This is a genomic window from Bradyrhizobium sp. MI1.10 (genome assembly GCF_055811035.1).
Genome location: NZ_JBVVPN010000024.1, coordinates 82,822 through 98,371, shown reverse-complemented (window position 1 = coordinate 98,371; position 15,550 = coordinate 82,822). Strand labels below are relative to the sequence as shown.

At 64.5% G+C, this 15,550-nt stretch carries 16 protein-coding genes; 9 read left to right on the top strand and 7 right to left on the bottom strand.

Annotated features, from left to right (window positions below; all coding sequences use genetic code 11):
• Positions 1-39: 39 nt before the first annotated feature.
• Positions 40-279, bottom strand: a complete 240-nt coding sequence (rpsR, locus tag AC0L3K_RS24675) for a 30S ribosomal protein S18 (RefSeq protein ID WP_007592020.1) — start codon at positions 277-279, stop codon at positions 40-42.
• A gap of 5 nt (positions 280-284) precedes the next feature.
• The gene (gene rpsF / locus AC0L3K_RS24670; protein ID WP_007592015.1) at positions 285-800 is read right to left on the bottom strand and encodes a 30S ribosomal protein S6; all 516 of its coding nucleotides are present in this window, start codon (positions 798-800) and stop codon (positions 285-287) included.
• Positions 801-1,146: 346 nt separating this feature from the next.
• Between rpsF and AC0L3K_RS24665 the strand changes: the two genes are divergently transcribed.
• From AC0L3K_RS24665 to gmk, 9 genes are all read left to right on the top strand, one after another.
• Positions 1,147-1,851 carry a TetR/AcrR family transcriptional regulator C-terminal domain-containing protein gene (locus AC0L3K_RS24665; RefSeq protein ID WP_354163518.1) on the top strand — a complete coding sequence of 235 codons (705 nt, stop codon included), beginning with the start codon at positions 1,147-1,149 and terminating at the stop codon, positions 1,849-1,851.
• 3 nt (positions 1,852-1,854) lie between these two features.
• Positions 1,855-2,880 carry a fatty acid desaturase family protein gene (locus AC0L3K_RS24660; RefSeq protein ID WP_473367051.1) on the top strand — a complete coding sequence of 342 codons (1,026 nt, stop codon included), beginning with the start codon at positions 1,855-1,857 and terminating at the stop codon, positions 2,878-2,880.
• A 187-nt stretch (positions 2,881-3,067) separates the two neighbouring features.
• Positions 3,068-4,027 (top strand): ACP S-malonyltransferase, encoded by a 960-nt coding sequence (gene fabD, locus AC0L3K_RS24655; RefSeq protein WP_473367050.1) that lies wholly within the window; start codon positions 3,068-3,070, stop codon positions 4,025-4,027.
• A gap of 102 nt (positions 4,028-4,129) precedes the next feature.
• Positions 4,130-4,867 (top strand): 3-oxoacyl-[acyl-carrier-protein] reductase, encoded by a 738-nt coding sequence (gene fabG, locus AC0L3K_RS24650; protein ID WP_007592006.1) that lies wholly within the window; start codon positions 4,130-4,132, stop codon positions 4,865-4,867.
• Between the two features lie 308 nt (positions 4,868-5,175).
• The gene (locus AC0L3K_RS24645) at positions 5,176-5,415 is read left to right on the top strand and encodes an acyl carrier protein (RefSeq protein WP_006020277.1); all 240 of its coding nucleotides are present in this window, start codon (positions 5,176-5,178) and stop codon (positions 5,413-5,415) included.
• A 108-nt stretch (positions 5,416-5,523) separates the two neighbouring features.
• Positions 5,524-6,789 (top strand): beta-ketoacyl-ACP synthase II, encoded by a 1,266-nt coding sequence (gene fabF, locus AC0L3K_RS24640; RefSeq protein ID WP_473367049.1) that lies wholly within the window; start codon positions 5,524-5,526, stop codon positions 6,787-6,789.
• Between the two features lie 125 nt (positions 6,790-6,914).
• Complete coding sequence (mltG, locus tag AC0L3K_RS24635; protein WP_007592003.1) at positions 6,915-8,189, top strand: endolytic transglycosylase MltG; 1,275 nt, start codon at positions 6,915-6,917, stop codon at positions 8,187-8,189.
• 117 nt (positions 8,190-8,306) lie between these two features.
• Complete coding sequence (locus AC0L3K_RS24630) at positions 8,307-9,194, top strand: YicC/YloC family endoribonuclease (protein WP_247499525.1); 888 nt, start codon at positions 8,307-8,309, stop codon at positions 9,192-9,194.
• 3 nt (positions 9,195-9,197) lie between these two features.
• Positions 9,198-9,857 (top strand): guanylate kinase, encoded by a 660-nt coding sequence (gene gmk, locus AC0L3K_RS24625; protein ID WP_473367048.1) that lies wholly within the window; start codon positions 9,198-9,200, stop codon positions 9,855-9,857.
• On the opposite strand, the gene AC0L3K_RS24620 is transcribed toward gmk, so the two are convergent.
• The 5 genes from AC0L3K_RS24620 to AC0L3K_RS24600 all read right to left on the bottom strand — a co-directional run bounded on the left by AC0L3K_RS24620 (position 9,790) and on the right by AC0L3K_RS24600 (position 15,486).
• The gene (locus AC0L3K_RS24620; RefSeq protein ID WP_473367047.1) at positions 9,790-10,992 is read right to left on the bottom strand and encodes a hypothetical protein; all 1,203 of its coding nucleotides are present in this window, start codon (positions 10,990-10,992) and stop codon (positions 9,790-9,792) included. The two genes, gmk and AC0L3K_RS24620, sit on opposite strands and share 68 nt — an antisense overlap.
• A 149-nt stretch (positions 10,993-11,141) precedes the next feature.
• Complete coding sequence (locus AC0L3K_RS24615) at positions 11,142-11,630, bottom strand: hypothetical protein (protein WP_007591999.1); 489 nt, start codon at positions 11,628-11,630, stop codon at positions 11,142-11,144.
• 28 nt (positions 11,631-11,658) lie between these two features.
• Entirely contained in the window at positions 11,659-13,005 is a 1,347-nt protein-coding gene (locus tag AC0L3K_RS24610) for a caspase family protein (RefSeq protein WP_007591998.1), read from the bottom strand.
• Positions 13,006-13,894: 889 nt separating this feature from the next.
• Positions 13,895-14,506: a dioxygenase family protein gene (locus AC0L3K_RS24605; RefSeq protein ID WP_007591996.1), complete on the bottom strand. Its 612-nt coding sequence runs from the start codon at positions 14,504-14,506 to the stop codon at positions 13,895-13,897.
• Positions 14,506-15,486 (bottom strand): Bug family tripartite tricarboxylate transporter substrate binding protein, encoded by a 981-nt coding sequence (locus AC0L3K_RS24600; RefSeq protein ID WP_007591995.1) that lies wholly within the window; start codon positions 15,484-15,486, stop codon positions 14,506-14,508. The genes AC0L3K_RS24605 and AC0L3K_RS24600 overlap by 1 nt, the downstream gene beginning before the upstream one ends.
• Positions 15,487-15,550 lie beyond the last annotated feature (64 nt).

Sequence of the window (15,550 nt, the reverse complement as noted above, 5' to 3'; positions counted from 1 at the left end):
GTACGGCCGGCGGCGATGTCGTCGCCGGCCGTATTCGTCTTAGCGAATGACGTAGGGCAGCAGGCCCAGGAACCGCGCGCGCTTGATGGCGCGGGCAAGCTCACGCTGCTTCTTCGCGGACACCGCGGTGATGCGGCTCGGCACGATCTTGCCGCGCTCGGAGACGTAGCGCATCAGCAGCTTGGAGTCCTTGTAGTCGATCTTCGGAGCATTCGCGCCCGTGAACGGGCAGCTCTTGCGGCGACGGAAAAACGGGCGGCGTGCACCAGCTTCAGCCATTGTTCTTACTCCCCATCCGTCGTGGTGGTGGTGGTGGTTTCAACGTCTTCGCGCGGACGGCGCGGACCGCGGTCACCGCGGAAGCCGCCACCTTCACGATCGCCACCACGGAAACCACCCTCGCGGTCGCCACGGAAGCCACCGCCTTCGCGATCGCCACGGAAGCCGCCGCCACGGTCGTCACGCTCGCGGTCACGATCGGCCTTGCGCATCATCGCGGACGGGCCTTCCTCGAGCTCCTCGACGCGAACGCTGAGATAGCGGATCACGTCTTCGCTGATGCGCTCCTGGCGCTCGATCTCGGCGATCGCCGCGGACGGCGCGTCGATGTTGAGCAGCACGAAATGCGCCTTGCGGTTCTTGTTCATGCGGTAGGTGAGGGAGCGTACGCCCCAATTCTCAGTCTTGGTGACCTTGCCGCCGAGACCTTCGACGATGCCGGTCATCTGCGCAGTCAGCTCTTCGACCTGCTGCGTGCTCGCGTCTTGGCGCGCGAGAAAAACATGCTCATAGAGAGCCATGGAAGTCCTTTCCTCATGTTGGCGCATCGCCCGGCGTCAAGCCCTTAAGAGGCCTTCGGAAAGGACTCTGGGATTAAGCTCAGAAGGCGGAAACACGGGACGACGGGCCGACTGGCCCTGCCACACCAAAATCACGAATGATTTGCTGAGACCGTCCGTTCAGCTCCCGGCCGGGGTCTGCGGATGGGCGCGTTATACGGATTTCGGCTGGCTTGGCAAGGTTGCAGGCGGCGGTTTCGGCGCGGATGGTCCCGATGCGGGCGGCTGGAACCACCGCGGACCACCATACCGGCTTGATTTATTTGTTTGTATGTCATACAAATAAGTCTAAAGGGAGCGAACCCCAATGGCAGAAAAGCCGGCCCATGAGCCGCTAGAGGCGGCAGGCGACCCCAAGCACGCCGCCCGCGCCACGCGGTCGGCCGGCCGCAAAATGCGCTCGCTGCTGCTGGATGCCGCGAGCCCGCTGTTTCGGGAGCGGGGGCTGTCGGGTACGGCGATCACCGACATCGCAGCCGCTGCGAACGCATTCCCGAGCCAGATCACCTATTATTTCCGTACCAAAGAGGCGCTGTTCGTCGAATGCGCCTGCCGCGAACTGCTGTACCTGGCGCGGGCGACCGAGCAGGCGGCGCTGAAGGCGCGCACGCCGCAGGATTATACCCACGCGCTGGCCGAGACCGTCACAGCTAGCGATTCGGTCGCCTTCTTCGCCGAGGCGCTGACGCTGACGCGGCGGCGCCAGGATCTCGCGCCGCTGGTCGAGCGCACCATCGAGCGCCTGCACAGTGAAGGTGCGCGGGCCTATGCGAGCCAGGTCGCGCGGCACGGCTGGCGCTCCCTGCGCGCGCCCGATGAGAGCTCGCGGCGGTTCTGGGCCGTCGCCATCGGAATCATCCTCGAAGGCTACGCCATGGGCCGTTCGCCCGAGGCGCTGTGCGCCGAGATGCTGCGCGTGCTGGGCGAGCAAGCGAAATCCAATCATGACGCTGCGCGCTTGCGCCTCGTCGACGCGCGCGACGCATCGAGCAATTCGAATGAGGAGAGTTAGGCCATGACTGCGCTCCGCATGCGTGCCCGCGATTTCCTGACCGACGATCAACTTGCCGACGTGCGCCGGCGCGTGACCTGGAAAGGCGTCGCGCTGATCGCGCACGCCTGGGCGCTCATCCTCGCCGCAATCGCCTTGGTCGCGTGGTGGCCCAATCCGATCACCTATATTGTCGCGGTCGCCATCATCGGCTCGCGCCAGCTCGGGCTCGCGATCCTCATGCATGACGGCGCGCATGGCTGCCTGTCCGCCGACGAGAAAACCAATCTGACCTTGAGCCAGTGGTTCTGTGCCTATCCTCTGTTTGCGGAGACGCGCAGCTACCGGCGCTATCACCTTCAGCATCATGCGCGCACGCAGCAGGAGAATGATCCCGATCTCGTGCTGTCGGCGCCGTTTCCGATCACGAAGCTCAGCTATCGCCGCAAGTTCATTCGCGATCTCACCGGGCAGACCGGCTACCAGCAGCGCAAGGCGCAGTTGCTCAATGCGCTGGGGCCGAAGGACTGGCCGTTGCGGCAGCGCGCGGCGCATTTTTGGGAGAAGCTCGGCCCGCAATGTCTGGTCAATGGCGCGATGTTCGCCGCGCTCACGGCCGCCGGCGTGTGGTGGGCCTATCCGCTGCTATGGCTGGTGCCGCTCCTGACCTGGATGATGGTCATCACCCGCATCCGCAACATCGCCGAGCACGCTGTCGTGCCTGACAGCAGCGATCCCTTGCGCAATACCCGCACCACCTACGCCAATGTCCTCGAACGTCTGTTCATCGCGCCGTATTACGTGAACTACCACCTCGAACATCATCTCCTGTTCTACGTGCCCTGCTACAATCTGCCCAAGGTGCACCGCCTGCTGAGCGAGAGCCGGCATGCGGGCCGCATGGAGGTGCAACCGAGTTACGCAGCCGTGCTGCGGCTTGCGACCGCGAAGCCGAACCGCGATGACCGGCCGGGGCAATTGGTCAACAGCGCGCGCCGCGCGCAGGCGGGGTCCGAGGTCGACGCCAACCAGACGGCCGGCGGATTCTAGGGACCCGTCTCTCCAGTCGAAGGCTGCTAGGTGAGTGCTGATCGAAGTTCCTATCTTGGCTTGACATTCCGGCCCCGGACAGTGTCTACGGCCCCCTTTGGAGCATGATCCGGAACCATGGCCTAAGGCCGTGCGTCATCGGCTGCCGGTTCTCGCAGGGATCACGTCCGACAAGCAGGGAGCGCCGATGACGGCAGCATTCACATTTCCGGGGCAGGGTTCCCAGGCGGTCGGCATGGGCAAGGCCCTGGCGGATGCCTTTCCGGCGGCGCGCGCCGTGTTCGACGAGGTCGATGCCGCGCTGGGGGAGAAGCTGACGGCGACCATCTGGGATGGTCCGGCCGAAACCCTCCAGCTCACCCAAAACGCCCAGCCGGCCCTGATGGCGGTGTCTGTCGCCACCCTGCGCGTGCTGGAGACCGAAGCCGGGTTTTCTGTGGGGCGGGATGCGGCCTTCGTCGCCGGCCACTCGCTCGGGGAATATTCGGCGCTGGCCGCGGCCGGCAGCCTGACGATTTCCGACACCGCGCGGCTGCTTCGCATCCGCGGTCTTGCAATGCAAAAAGCCGTGCCGGTGGGCGTCGGTGCGATGGCCGCTCTGCTCGGCCTCGACTACGAGGCCGCCTTGGCGGTGGCGGACGAAGCCGCTCAGGGGCAGGTCTGCCAGGCCGCCAACGACAATGGCGGCGGGCAAGTGGTCGTCTCCGGCGACAAGGCCGCGGTCGACCGCGCCGTCGAGATCGCCAAAACCAAGGGCGCCAAGCGCGCGATGTTGCTGCCGGTGTCCGCCCCGTTCCATTGCAAGCTGATGCAGCCGGCTGCCGACGCGATGGCGGAGGCGCTGGCCAAGGTCACGATCAAGGCGCCGGCGGCCCCGTTGGTGTCGAACGTGCTGGCGGGCGCGATCACCGATCCCGACGAGATCCGCCGCCGCCTGGTCGAGCAGGTCACCGGCACCGTGCGCTGGCGCGAGTCGGTTGCCTATATGGCGGGGCAGGGCGTTACCCGTTTCTTCGAGATCGGTGCCGGCAAGGTGCTGACCGGCCTCGTCAAGCGTATTGCGGACGGCGCCGTCGGCGTTGCGGTCGGCGGTCCCAACGACATTGCTGCCGCCAAAGATGCATTGGCCGCTGCGAAGCAGGCCTGAGGCGCGATGATTCGTCGTCGCGCGCGAGTTCTTTAGTTGACGCACGATCCTTTCGGAAAATCGCTGCGCATTTTCCCGGATCGTGCCTTGGAGGAGTTATCGATGTTCGATCTGACTGGCAAAAAGGCGCTCGTCACCGGCGCAACCGGCGGCATCGGCGGCGCGATCGCACAAGCGCTTCACGCGCAGGGCGCCACCGTCGCGATATCGGGGACGCGCAAGGAAGTGCTGGATGAGCTTGCCGGCAAGCTCGGCGAGCGCACCCATGTGCTGCCCTGCAATCTCTCCAAGGCCGACGAGGTCGAGGCGCTGGTGCCCGCTGCGGAAGCGGCGATGGGACAGGTCGACATCCTCGTCGCCAATGCCGGCATCACGCGCGACAATCTCTTCGTGCAGCTCCGTGACGAGGACTGGGAGGAGGTCATCAACATCAATTTGACCTCGACCTTCCGGCTTGCCCGCGCCGCCACCAAATTGATGATGCGCAAGCGCTTCGGCCGCATCATCGCCATCACCTCGGTGGTCGGCGTCACCGGTAACCCGGGGCAGGGCAATTATACCGCATCGAAGGCGGGCCTGATCGGCATGATCAAGACGCTGGGTGCCGAATACGCCAAGCGCGGCGTCACCGCAAACTGCATCGCTCCCGGCTTCATCAAGACACCGATGACCGATGCGCTCAACGACAAGCAGCGCGAAACGATTCTGACCAAGGTTCCGGCCAATCGCCTGGGGACGCCAGAGGACATCGCGGCGGCCGCCGTCTACCTGAGTTCGAACGAAGCGGCCTATGTCACCGGCCAAACCATCCACGTCAACGGCGGCATGGCCATGATCTGACGCCTCATGCCGCACCGCCCCCTTGGGCAGCCGAATGCGGCAAACGGCCGTTTCCGGAGCGAAATGAGGCTTGTAGTCAACGCAATTGAAGTATGATAACCGGACCTTCAACGGATGGGCAAAGAACGCCATTGCAGGTTTTTGAAACCCTGTATATTGGCGATGCGGAGCCTTGGCCGTCATTCGCCGGGCCTGCATCGGTTAGGATGGGGCCAAATCAAAGTTCGTAAGCGAAGGCAGTCAACGACCACGACGGCTCGTATCGTCCCGGGGGGTCGGGTCTACAGGGAACAACACGAGGTTATGCAATGAGTGAGATTGGCGAGCGGGTTAAGAAGATCGTGGTCGAACACCTTGGTGTTGAACCCGAGAAGGTTGTCGATGCTGCGAGCTTCATCGACGACCTCGGCGCCGACAGTCTGGACACCGTCGAGCTGGTGATGGCGTTCGAAGAGGAATTCGGTTGCGAGATTCCGGACGATGCCGCGGAAACGATTCTTACCGTCGGCGATGCCACCAAGTTTCTCGAGAAGAACGCGAAGAGCTAAGGCTCTTCATTTTCGCGGGGACAACATTGAAACCGGACGGACCGCCCAACAGCGGTCAGCCGGTTTCTTGTTATTGGCCGTGAATATTTCGATGCGGAGTTTTCGGATATGAGACGGGTTGTCGTCACGGGTCTTGGCATGGTTTCGCCACTCGGCTGCGGTGTCGAGCCGACCTGGAAACGCATCCTCGACGGCCAAAGCGGCGCACGCAGGATCGAGAGCTTCGATGTCTCCGATCTTCAGACCAAGATCGGCTGCACGGTCGTGCGCGGCGACGGCACCAACGACACTTTCAATCCCGACATCTGGATGGAGCCGAAGGACCAGCGCAAGGTCGACGACTTCATCATCTTCGGCATGGCCGCGGCCGGCCAGGCACTCGACGATGCCAACTGGCACCCCGAGACCGAAGAGGACAAATGCGCTACCGGCACGATGATCGGATCCGGCATCGGCGGCCTCAACGGCATCGCCGAGACCGCGGTCCTGCTGAAGGAACGCGGGCCGCGCCGGGTCTCGCCGTTCTTCATTCCGGGGCGCCTAATCAATCTCGCCTCCGGCTATGTCTCGATCAAGCACGGACTGAAGGGGCCGAACCATTCGGTGGTCACGGCCTGCTCGACGGGTGCTCACGCGGTCGGCGATGCCGCCCGCCTGATCGCGCTCGGCGATGCCGACGTCATGGTTGCCGGCGGCGCGGAATCGCCGATCGGCCGCATCGGCATTGCCGGCTTCAACGCCGCGCGTGCGCTCTCGACAGCCTTCAACGAAACGCCTGAGAAGGCCTCGCGTCCCTACGACAAGGACCGGGACGGCTTCGTGATGGGCGAGGGCGCCGGCGTCCTCGTCCTTGAAGAGCTCGAACATGCCAAGCGCCGCAGCGCGAAGATCTATGCCGAGGTGATCGGCTACGGTCTCTCGGGCGATGCCTACCACATCACCTCGCCGTCACCCGACGGCGACGGCGGCTTCCGCAGCATGGCGGCGGCGCTCAAGCGCGCCGGCCTCACCGCGTCCGATCTCGACTACATCAACGCGCACGGCACCTCGACACCGCTCGGTGACGAGATCGAGCTCGGTGCGGTTGAACGCCTGCTCGGCAATGCCGCTTCGAAGGTCGCGATGTCTTCGACCAAGTCGTCGACCGGTCACCTCTTGGGCGCGGCCGGCGCGATCGAGGCGATCTTCGCCATTCTCGCGATTCGCGATAATGTCGTGCCGCCGACCATCAACCTGGACAATCCGTCGGTCGAAACTGCGATCGATCTCGTGCCGCATCAGGCGAAGAAGCGCGAGGTCAACGTCGCGTTGTCGAATTCTTTTGGTTTTGGCGGTACCAACGCATCGGTCATCTTCCGGCGTCTGGTCCATTAGTTTGTCGTTGCGACGAATCCACCGTTTTGCCGTATTCGGCGATAGTCATGGAAGCGGGCGCGTGCATTTGGCTCGGCAAGCGATTGTCAGGTCGCGATTGAACCGGCAGGATTCAGGTTGCTTCGATGAGTGAAAGGCCGCCCATTTCGCCCCGGAGTCCGCGGGCAGCGCTCGAGCCCGAGCAGGTCCCGCCGCCGCCGAGGCGATCGGACCGCGCGCGCAATCCGTTCGTGATCGTCGGCAACGCCATCATCACCCTGCTGCTGATTGCGATGATCGGCGCGGGCGGCGTGTACTATTACGGCCGGCAGGTGCTCGAGGCGCCGGGACCGCTGAAGGAAGACAAGATCGTCAACATCCCGCAGCGCGCCGGCAAGCGCGACATCGCCGAGACGCTGAACCGGGAAGGCGTGACCGACGTCAATCCGTGGGCGTTCATTGCCAGCGTCGCTGCGCTAAAGGCGAGCTCGGACCTCAAGCCCGGTGAATACTCGTTCCAGAAGAACGCATCCTTGCGCGACGTCATTGCCACCATGGTCGAGGGCAAGGTGGTACAGCATGCCGTGACAATCCCGGAGGGCCTGACCTCCGAGCAGATCGTGGCGCGCCTGTCCGACAACGATATCTTCACCGGCAGCGTGCGTGAGCTGCCGCGCGAGGGCACGCTGCTGCCCGAGACCTACAAGTTCCCGCGTGGCACCCCGCGCGATCAGGTGATCCAGCGCATGCAGCAGGCGCACAAGCGCGTACTGACCGAGATCTGGGAGCGCCGCAGTCAGGACATTCCGGTCAAGAGTCCGGAGCAATTGGTGACGCTGGCCTCGATCGTCGAGAAAGAGACCGGCAAGCCGGACGAGCGCAGCCGCGTCGCCGCGGTGTTCGTCAATCGCCTGAAGCAGAGGATCAAGCTGCAGTCCGATCCCACGATCATCTATGGCCTCGTCGGCGGCAAGGGCACGCTCGGCCGTCCGATCAAGCGCAGCGAGATCACGCAGCCTTCGCCCTACAACACCTATGTGATCGAGGGCCTGCCGCCGGGCCCGATCTCGAACCCCGGCCGCGCTTCGCTCGAGGCTGCCGCCAACCCGGCCCGCACCCGCGACCTCTATTTCGTCGCAGACGGCACCGGCGGGCATTCCTTCACCGAGACCTACGACGCGCACCAGAAGAATGTAGCCAAGCTGCGCGCGATGGAAAAGCAGATCCAGAACGACACGGTCGAGCCGGCCGAGGACGCGCAGCCGCCGGCCGCCGCCGCGCCCGGTGCCGCCGATACGCCGACGGCGACCACGCCGGCGCGGCCCAACCAGCAGAAAAAGCCGCCGGCCGCTCGCCCCGCGGGTCCGCCGCCGGCCCGCCAAGGCGCGGTGCAGCCCTCGCCCCCGGTGGTCCAGCGCTAGGCTGCGCGCAGACCTGCCCCGCGGGACTTTGCGGATTACATTTTCCTGCAAAATAGTCTTAAGATTCGCGTGGCTTGATGGCCGCGCGAATCCCGTGCTTCTGGAGAAATTGACCTGATGGCGTTGTCGTCCATGACCGGCTTTGCCCGAAGCCACGGCGCGAGTGGGCCGTATACGTTCGAATGGGAATTAAAGTCGGTCAACGCCAAGGGCTTTGATCTCAGGGTACGGCTGCCGCAGGGGTTCGACGAGCTCGAGGCTCATGCCAAGAAGCGCGCCGCCGAGCTGCTCTCGCGAGGCACCGTCTACGCCAATCTGACCGTGAAGCGCGCCAATGCGGCCGCCAGCGTCCGCGTCAACGAGGACGTGCTCAACGCCGTCCTCAAGGCCGCCGCCGTGATCGCCGGCAAGGTCGATGCGGTCGCGCCGAGCGTCGACGGGCTTTTGGCCATCAAGGGTGTCATTGAGGTCGCCGAGCCCGAGGGCGACGAGGAAGAGGACAAGGCCGCGCGCGCCGCCGCCGCGGATGCCTTCGACAAGGCGCTCGCCGAACTCGTCGAGATGCGCAAGCGTGAGGGCACCTCGCTCGGGCAGATCCTGATCCAGCGCGTGGACGAGGTCGAGCAGCTGGCGAAGAAGGCCGAGGCTGCGCCCGGTCGCAAGCCCGAGGCGATCAAGGCCAGGCTCGCCGAGCAGATCGCGAGCCTGCTCGACACCTCCGACCGTTTCGATTCCGACCGCCTGATGCAGGAAGCGATCCTGATTGCGACCAGGGCCGACATCCGCGAGGAGCTCGACCGCATCGCCTCGCACATCGCGCAGGCGCGCGAGCTGATCGGCAAGGGCGGCCCGGTCGGGCGCAAGCTCGACTTCCTGGCGCAGGAGTTTCACCGCGAGGTCAACACCTGTTGCTCGAAGTCGAACGACATCGAGCTCACCAATACGGGGCTCGCCATGAAGAACGTGGTCGAGCAGTTCCGCGAGCAGGTCCAGAATCTGGAGTGATCGATGACGATTGGCGGTCACGTAACTGATGGTGTCGAGCGGCGCGGATTGATGTTCGTGCTGTCCTCGCCGTCGGGCGCGGGCAAGACGACGCTGTCGCGCATGTTGATTGCAGAGACGCCAAGTCTCCAGATGTCGATTTCGGCGACAACGCGGCCGATGCGGCCGGGCGAAGTCGACGGGAAGGATTATTTCTTCGTCGATCAGAAACGCTTCGAGACGATGGTGGAGAAAGGCGAGCTACTGGAATGGGCCCACGTGTTCGGGAACCGTTACGGTACGCCGCGTGCTCCAGTCGAGGCGGCGCTTGCGTCGGGGAATGACGTGTTGTTCGACATAGATTGGCAAGGGACACAGCAGCTTCGCGATGGCTCGGGCAAGGATGTCGTCAGCGTATTCATTTTGCCGCCTTCGGTTGCCGCCCTCGAGCAGCGGCTGCATACGCGCGCACAAGATTCGGATGAGGTCATCCGCGGCCGTATGAAAAAAGCAGGCGACGAAATGAGCCATTTCGACGCCTACGATTACATCGTGGTCAATGACAACATTGGTATCGCCTTCGAAGCTGTGCGGTCCATCCTCCGGGCCGAGCAGCTTAAGCGCGAACGTCAGGTCGGTCTTGAAGGCTTCGTTCGGGCGCTGCGGAACCAGCTTGAGAAATAGCTGATTCCGTCAGCCTCGGCCCGTCCTTCGCGAGCCGTTCCAGCATCGTCGTGATCACGTCGATGTCGATGCCGTCCTCGACTCCCGCATCGTCATCGCGATCGGCCGGCTCTTCGTCATCGACGTCGTTGGCCGCGAGCTGCGGTGCGGCCTCGATCTGGAATTCTCCGTTGAAGACATCGGCATCGTCGAGCTCTGCGGCATCTTGGTGCGCTTGCGGGACGCGCTTGTCGATCACATCAATCTCGCGATCGATCGCGGCGAGCTGCGCGGTCTTGAGCTGGACTGTCTGCGGACGCAGGGCATCGAAATCCACCGGGCGCGGCTGCCGAGCGTGCGGCGTGCCGGCCGGCGCTGCTTTGAGCCAGGGTGCACGGCCATCGTCGTGATCGTGCGGCTCAAAATTGTCCCAGTTGACGCGGCGCTGGTCGCCGGCCTGGACGCGGATACGTCCACCGGCGAAGCGGTAGATGACGCTGGCGAGGATGCCGGCAAACGCCAGCGCGCCTCCGATCACCAGCAGCAGCATCTGGAGCGAGCCGGTCTGCTTGTCGGTGGTGCTGTCTGCCGCAGCCAGAGCCATCGGAGCAGGGGACTTCGCCGGCTTCGCGGTCGGCTGCGCGGCGACCGCGACAGGTGCAGGCGACGGCTGCTCTGTGGGCGCGGCGGACGCCGTGGAGGCGTCGGGCCAGCGCCCGGCGACGGCGGGCTGCTGTGCGTTGGCGTCAGCGGAGGGGTTCGCAGCTTGCTGCGTCGGCGCCGGTCCGGCCTGTACAGGCGTCTTAACAGCGGCGATGCTCTGCGGCGTCAGATATTCGGCGCGCGCGTCCTGGACGGAGTGCTGCTGCGGCAGGGCTGAATCCGCTGTAGTCGTATCGGGCGCAGCCTGTGCGGTTTGAGTGGCCTTGCCGCCTTCGGCGCGCAGATACCAGCACTGCCGCTTGGTCGCGCGCTCAAGGCGATAATGCCAATGCTGGCCCTGCGGGGCGGCGCCCTTTGGCGAGCCAAGGCAGTCGTTCGCGGCATTTGCCGTGCTCGGTGGCGTCGATGCATTCTGCGACACGGCGGCCAATGGCGCACCGGCAATGATGCTGCCCACAAGGGCCGATAAGAATTTCGCGGTGCGGTTGCCCATCCTGGTCTCCCGATTACGCATGACGCAACTCGTTACCTTCCCTTTCTCGTCAAAGACTTGGGTGGCAATGAGCCGCAAATCCGGAGAGGATGTGACCTGAATCGGGCCTGCGCGGCGTTGGTTCCCCCGCGAAATCAGACTTTTTCGCGCTACTGCTTGGTCGAAGTCCAGGTTCCGCCGCAGCCGTCGGAGCGACGGAAGGATCCGGAACCGCTGCGGGCAGCGAGGCGGCCGGAGCCGGTGAAGGTCACGCCATCGCCTTGACCGAACGTGCTGACCGCGCCGCTCGCGCTGACGGTACCCGTGACGCCTTGGCCTATGACCTTGCCCGAGGAGACCACGACCGCGCCGGACGTGGTGCCGCCGCAGCCGACGCTGACGACCATCCAGGCGCCGTCGAAACTCCCGCCACCTCCACCACCGCGTCGCGAGGAACTGCGCGGCTCCTCGGCCGGCTTGCTGCGGCGCGCCGAGGGCGCCGGCTCGGCGGAACGATCCGATCGCGAGCCGGACAGCGACTTCTCGTCATTGCCGATCGAGCCGCCGGCGCTGCCGGACTGCGCGACGGCGGACGGTGGAGCGACGGTGACGGACAGGAAGAGGGCCAGGGCAATCGCAGGGATGACGGCATTGCGCATGAGCAAAAATCCAAAATGAAAAATCGTATCAACGGCCGGAGCCGTCGGCACAGACGGAACCGATAATGCGGCAAGCTTTGCCAGCCTTGCCGCATTCGTCAAGCGCGGCGTCTTTCGCGCGCTGCACGCTGTCGCGCTGGACCAGCGACCAGGATTTGTCGGAGATCGCGAACGCGCCGCAGCGGTTGCCATAGAAGGACAGCTCGATCGGACATTTGGCGCCGGCGCAATTGCCGCGCGCATCCGCCACCGCCGCGCGCCGCGAGGCGTGGTTCCAGGAGATGCCCCATTTGCTGCCGTCGGGCCCGTAGACGATCGAGCCCCATGGTTTCAGGTCCTCCATCTTGCGCATCCGCAGCAGCAGGCCTTCGGTCGCTTCGCCCGTCGGCGCCATGGAAATCCGCTGCTGGAGCTTTGTGATCGCGCGGGTCATTCCGTCAGGGCTGTCAGGATCGAAATTGAGCTCGTAGAGCCGCTCGCTGAGCTCGCTCAGCAGGGCGGCATCGCGCAAGGGGACGCGGTCTGGATCGGCGCGCAGCCGATCCGCCGGCAACGGATCAGGCTGCATCGCTGCGACCTGCGGCGGGGCGGTTTGCGTCGGGGCTACAAAATAGAAGGTGCCGTCGATCGGCGAGGACGACACCCAGGGCTGCTGCGCGCCGGAGGTGGCGCGCTTCACCGCGAGGCCGACCTGGTTGAAGGTCTGGAACACGTCGAGGCCCGCGGTCCGGACCGTCGCGGCCAACGCCTTGGTGTAGGGGCTGTGGCCGTCGCTGCCGTCCTGGGCGACATTGCCGGGTTGCGTTGCGTAGGAGATCAGCGTGCCCTCGGGCGCGCGCATCTGCGCGAGACCGCCATCGGAGGCGCGCAGGCCGCGCGAGCCGAACGGGTTGTTGCGGCAGGCGTCCAGGATCACGAGGTTGAGGCGGGTGCCCGATCCCTGCATCTGGCGCAGCACGAGGTTGACATCGGTCATCTGGAAGTCGACGTCGGCTTCGCGCGTCGGGTTCGCGCCGACTGGCACGAGATAGTTGGCGCCCGAGACCTGCACGCCATGGCCGGCATAATAGAACAGCGCGACGTCGGCGCCCTGCACCTGCCGGCCAAAGCTCTGCACCGCCAGATCCATAGCGCCCTTGTCGAGATCGAGCTGGGCGCGGCCTCCGACCAGCGTGAAGCCGAGCAAGCCAAGCGTGTCCGCCATCAGGCTCGCGTCCTTGGATGGATTGTCGAGCGGCGTGATGTTCTTGTAGGCGGAGTTGCCGACCACGAGCGCGATGCGCTTCTCGGCCGATGCAGGTTGCGTGGCGACGACGAGCAGGGCTGCGACCAGCGTCGCCAGCCCCGGGACGCGATTGAAAATCCTCGCGCGCATCAAAATTCCCCAAAAATAATGACGCCAGTCTAACAGTCCGGCGCGCCGGCGAAAAGCGGCGCCACATGCGTACTGTCCGTCATGCCCGGGCTCGTCCCGGCCATCCACGTTCTTCGTGCCGCGTGGCAAGGCGTGGATGGCCGGGACAAGCCCGGCCATGACGCGGATAGGCCGCGTTGCGTATTTCGCAGGCGAGGGGCCATGGCCGCGCGTTCCCGCGGCAGGTTCTGCCCGAGCCTTGCTGCCGTTCATCGCCCAATGGAAGCCAAAGGGCGCAGGGAAGGCCGGGCGCCGGCGGCACCCGTTTGGTCCGTGCGCTACAGGAATGCACACGGGGTGGACCGATTGGGTGGCCGATCGCGCGGCCTTCCCTGCGCGGATGGTTTTAACGGTGTCCTTCGTGCTCTCCCCGGGGAGCGATGCACTATTGCCCCCGTCGCCCCGCCGATCGCTGATGCGCGCGCCCGGTTGGGCCGCCACATCACCGCGAGGCTTGACGCACAGACCCCGGGCGTCAGGACCACACGACTTCTCCGTCCGCGGACGGTCCCGCCGAAATCGTCGAGGGCTTGCGTGTGCTCACCCCCGATGACCGACAAGCCCGCTCTCCAGCGCCGTGTCGTACGCGTCGCGTGAGGACTCACGGTTGCCCGCCCGGTCATCACGCCGCCCGCGCCGTCGCTGCCGCGTCCACCGCCACCCGGCCCGCATGTCGTGACGGTCGCGAACGCCCCTTTGGCAGGGCCAGGATGCGGGCTGTATGCCACAAATCCGAAATTCGGAAAAGCGAAATGTTTTTGCGCCGATGGCTTGACGGGGTGTTTTGCCCGACGCGTCTGCCCAGTGGCGAATGACCCAAATCGGGTTTGGTGCCACCTCAAACAGCTTGTCATCCGCTGGCAAGAACAATGTCAAAATTCGCGACCAACGCATGCCTCTCAAGGCGTGATGGCGAATCTTGCAGAACAATGATCAACCTTTCCGGATGCGGAGCCGCATTGAGCCAGCGGTCGGTCACATTTTCTCCTTCGCCAGCGAAATACAGCTGGGTTACCAGGCGATCGAACCGCCCCTCGACGGCGAGGTGAATGTGCGGCGGCCTGACGTCGCCTTCTGCTGTCGGATAGCGGCCGGGTTTGACCGTACGAAAGCTGTAGCGCCCAGCCGCATCCGTTGTGAGACGCGCGAAGCCTTTGAAATTGGGGTCGAGCGGCGCCGGGTTGTTGTCGCTTGGATGACGATATTTCCCCGCCGCGTTGGCTTGCCAGATGTCAATGCGTGCATGCGGCACCGGCGCTCCCGAACGCGTGAGCACGCGTCCGCTGATATGGATGAGCTGACCCAGCGCCTCAACGGTGCTGCCGCTTGGACGCGCCAGATCGGTTGCCAGATCGGGGTGCTCCGAGACCGGGTAGAACGGGCCGACAATTTGTGGGGGCGTAATCGCCAATGCTGCTGCATCGCGGCCACTCGTCTGGGCTTTGGATGTGGTCTGGCTCATCAAGGTAGCTTGATATCCGCATCCTTGACGACCTTGGCCCAGTGGGCGATGTCAGTCTGGATTCCCTCACCAAATTCTGCAGCGGTGCCACCCACGGCTACCGCTCCTATCTTATCGAGCGAAGCGTGGATCTTCGGTTCGACAAGTACCTTGTTAATTGCCTTGTTAAGCTGCGACTTTATTTCTGCAGCCGTTCCACGCTTGGCCGCAAAGCCGATCCAATCGGCTGTCACCAGATCGGGGAGGCCTGCCTCGATCACAGTGGGAACGTCCCCCAGGGCAGCAATCCTGGTGGGGGCGGTGACGGCAAGCGCTCGCAACTTGCCGGTCGCGATGAGATCAATAACCGGAAGCGTGGTGACGAACATGTATTGGACGTTGCCGCTGATCAGATCGGTGATTGCTTGGGAGAATTGCTGGTAGGGCACGTGGGTGGCGTGCACTCCGGCCTGCAATGCAAACATTTCGCCGATCAGATGCGAGGGAGTGCCGAAGCCGGCGGAAGAGAAGTTGAGCTTCCCCGGCTTGCTCTTGAGCAGCGCCACCAGATCGGACAGCGAGCCGACCGGCAAGGAAGGCGTTGTAACGAGCACAGTGTAGGACTTCGATATCTTGATCACCGGATCGAAATCCACGTCCGGCCGTACCTCCGCTTTCGGAAGCAGAGACGGAGTGACCGTCATCGGAAGGCTCATGGTCAGCAGTGTATAGCCGTCCGCCGGACGGCCGGCCACGTCGTTCATGGCAATGGTCTGCAGCGCACCCGGGCGATCTTCCACCACGAGCCGCCAGCCTTCATTGGCCGCGAGCCCGTCCGCGACCATGCGGCTGATAATGTCGGGCGGTGTGCCCGCACCGGTAGGGACGACAATCCGTATGAGATTGGACGGATAAGGTTGCGCGACGACCTTGCCGGGCAGCAACAATCCGGCGAGGCTTCCCAGCAGGAAAGTGCGACGGGGAAGATAAATGGTCGACATGGCTGCTCCAAACCTTGGCGGTGGAGGGTAACGCGAATTGCAGCTTGTCCCGCGGACCTATATA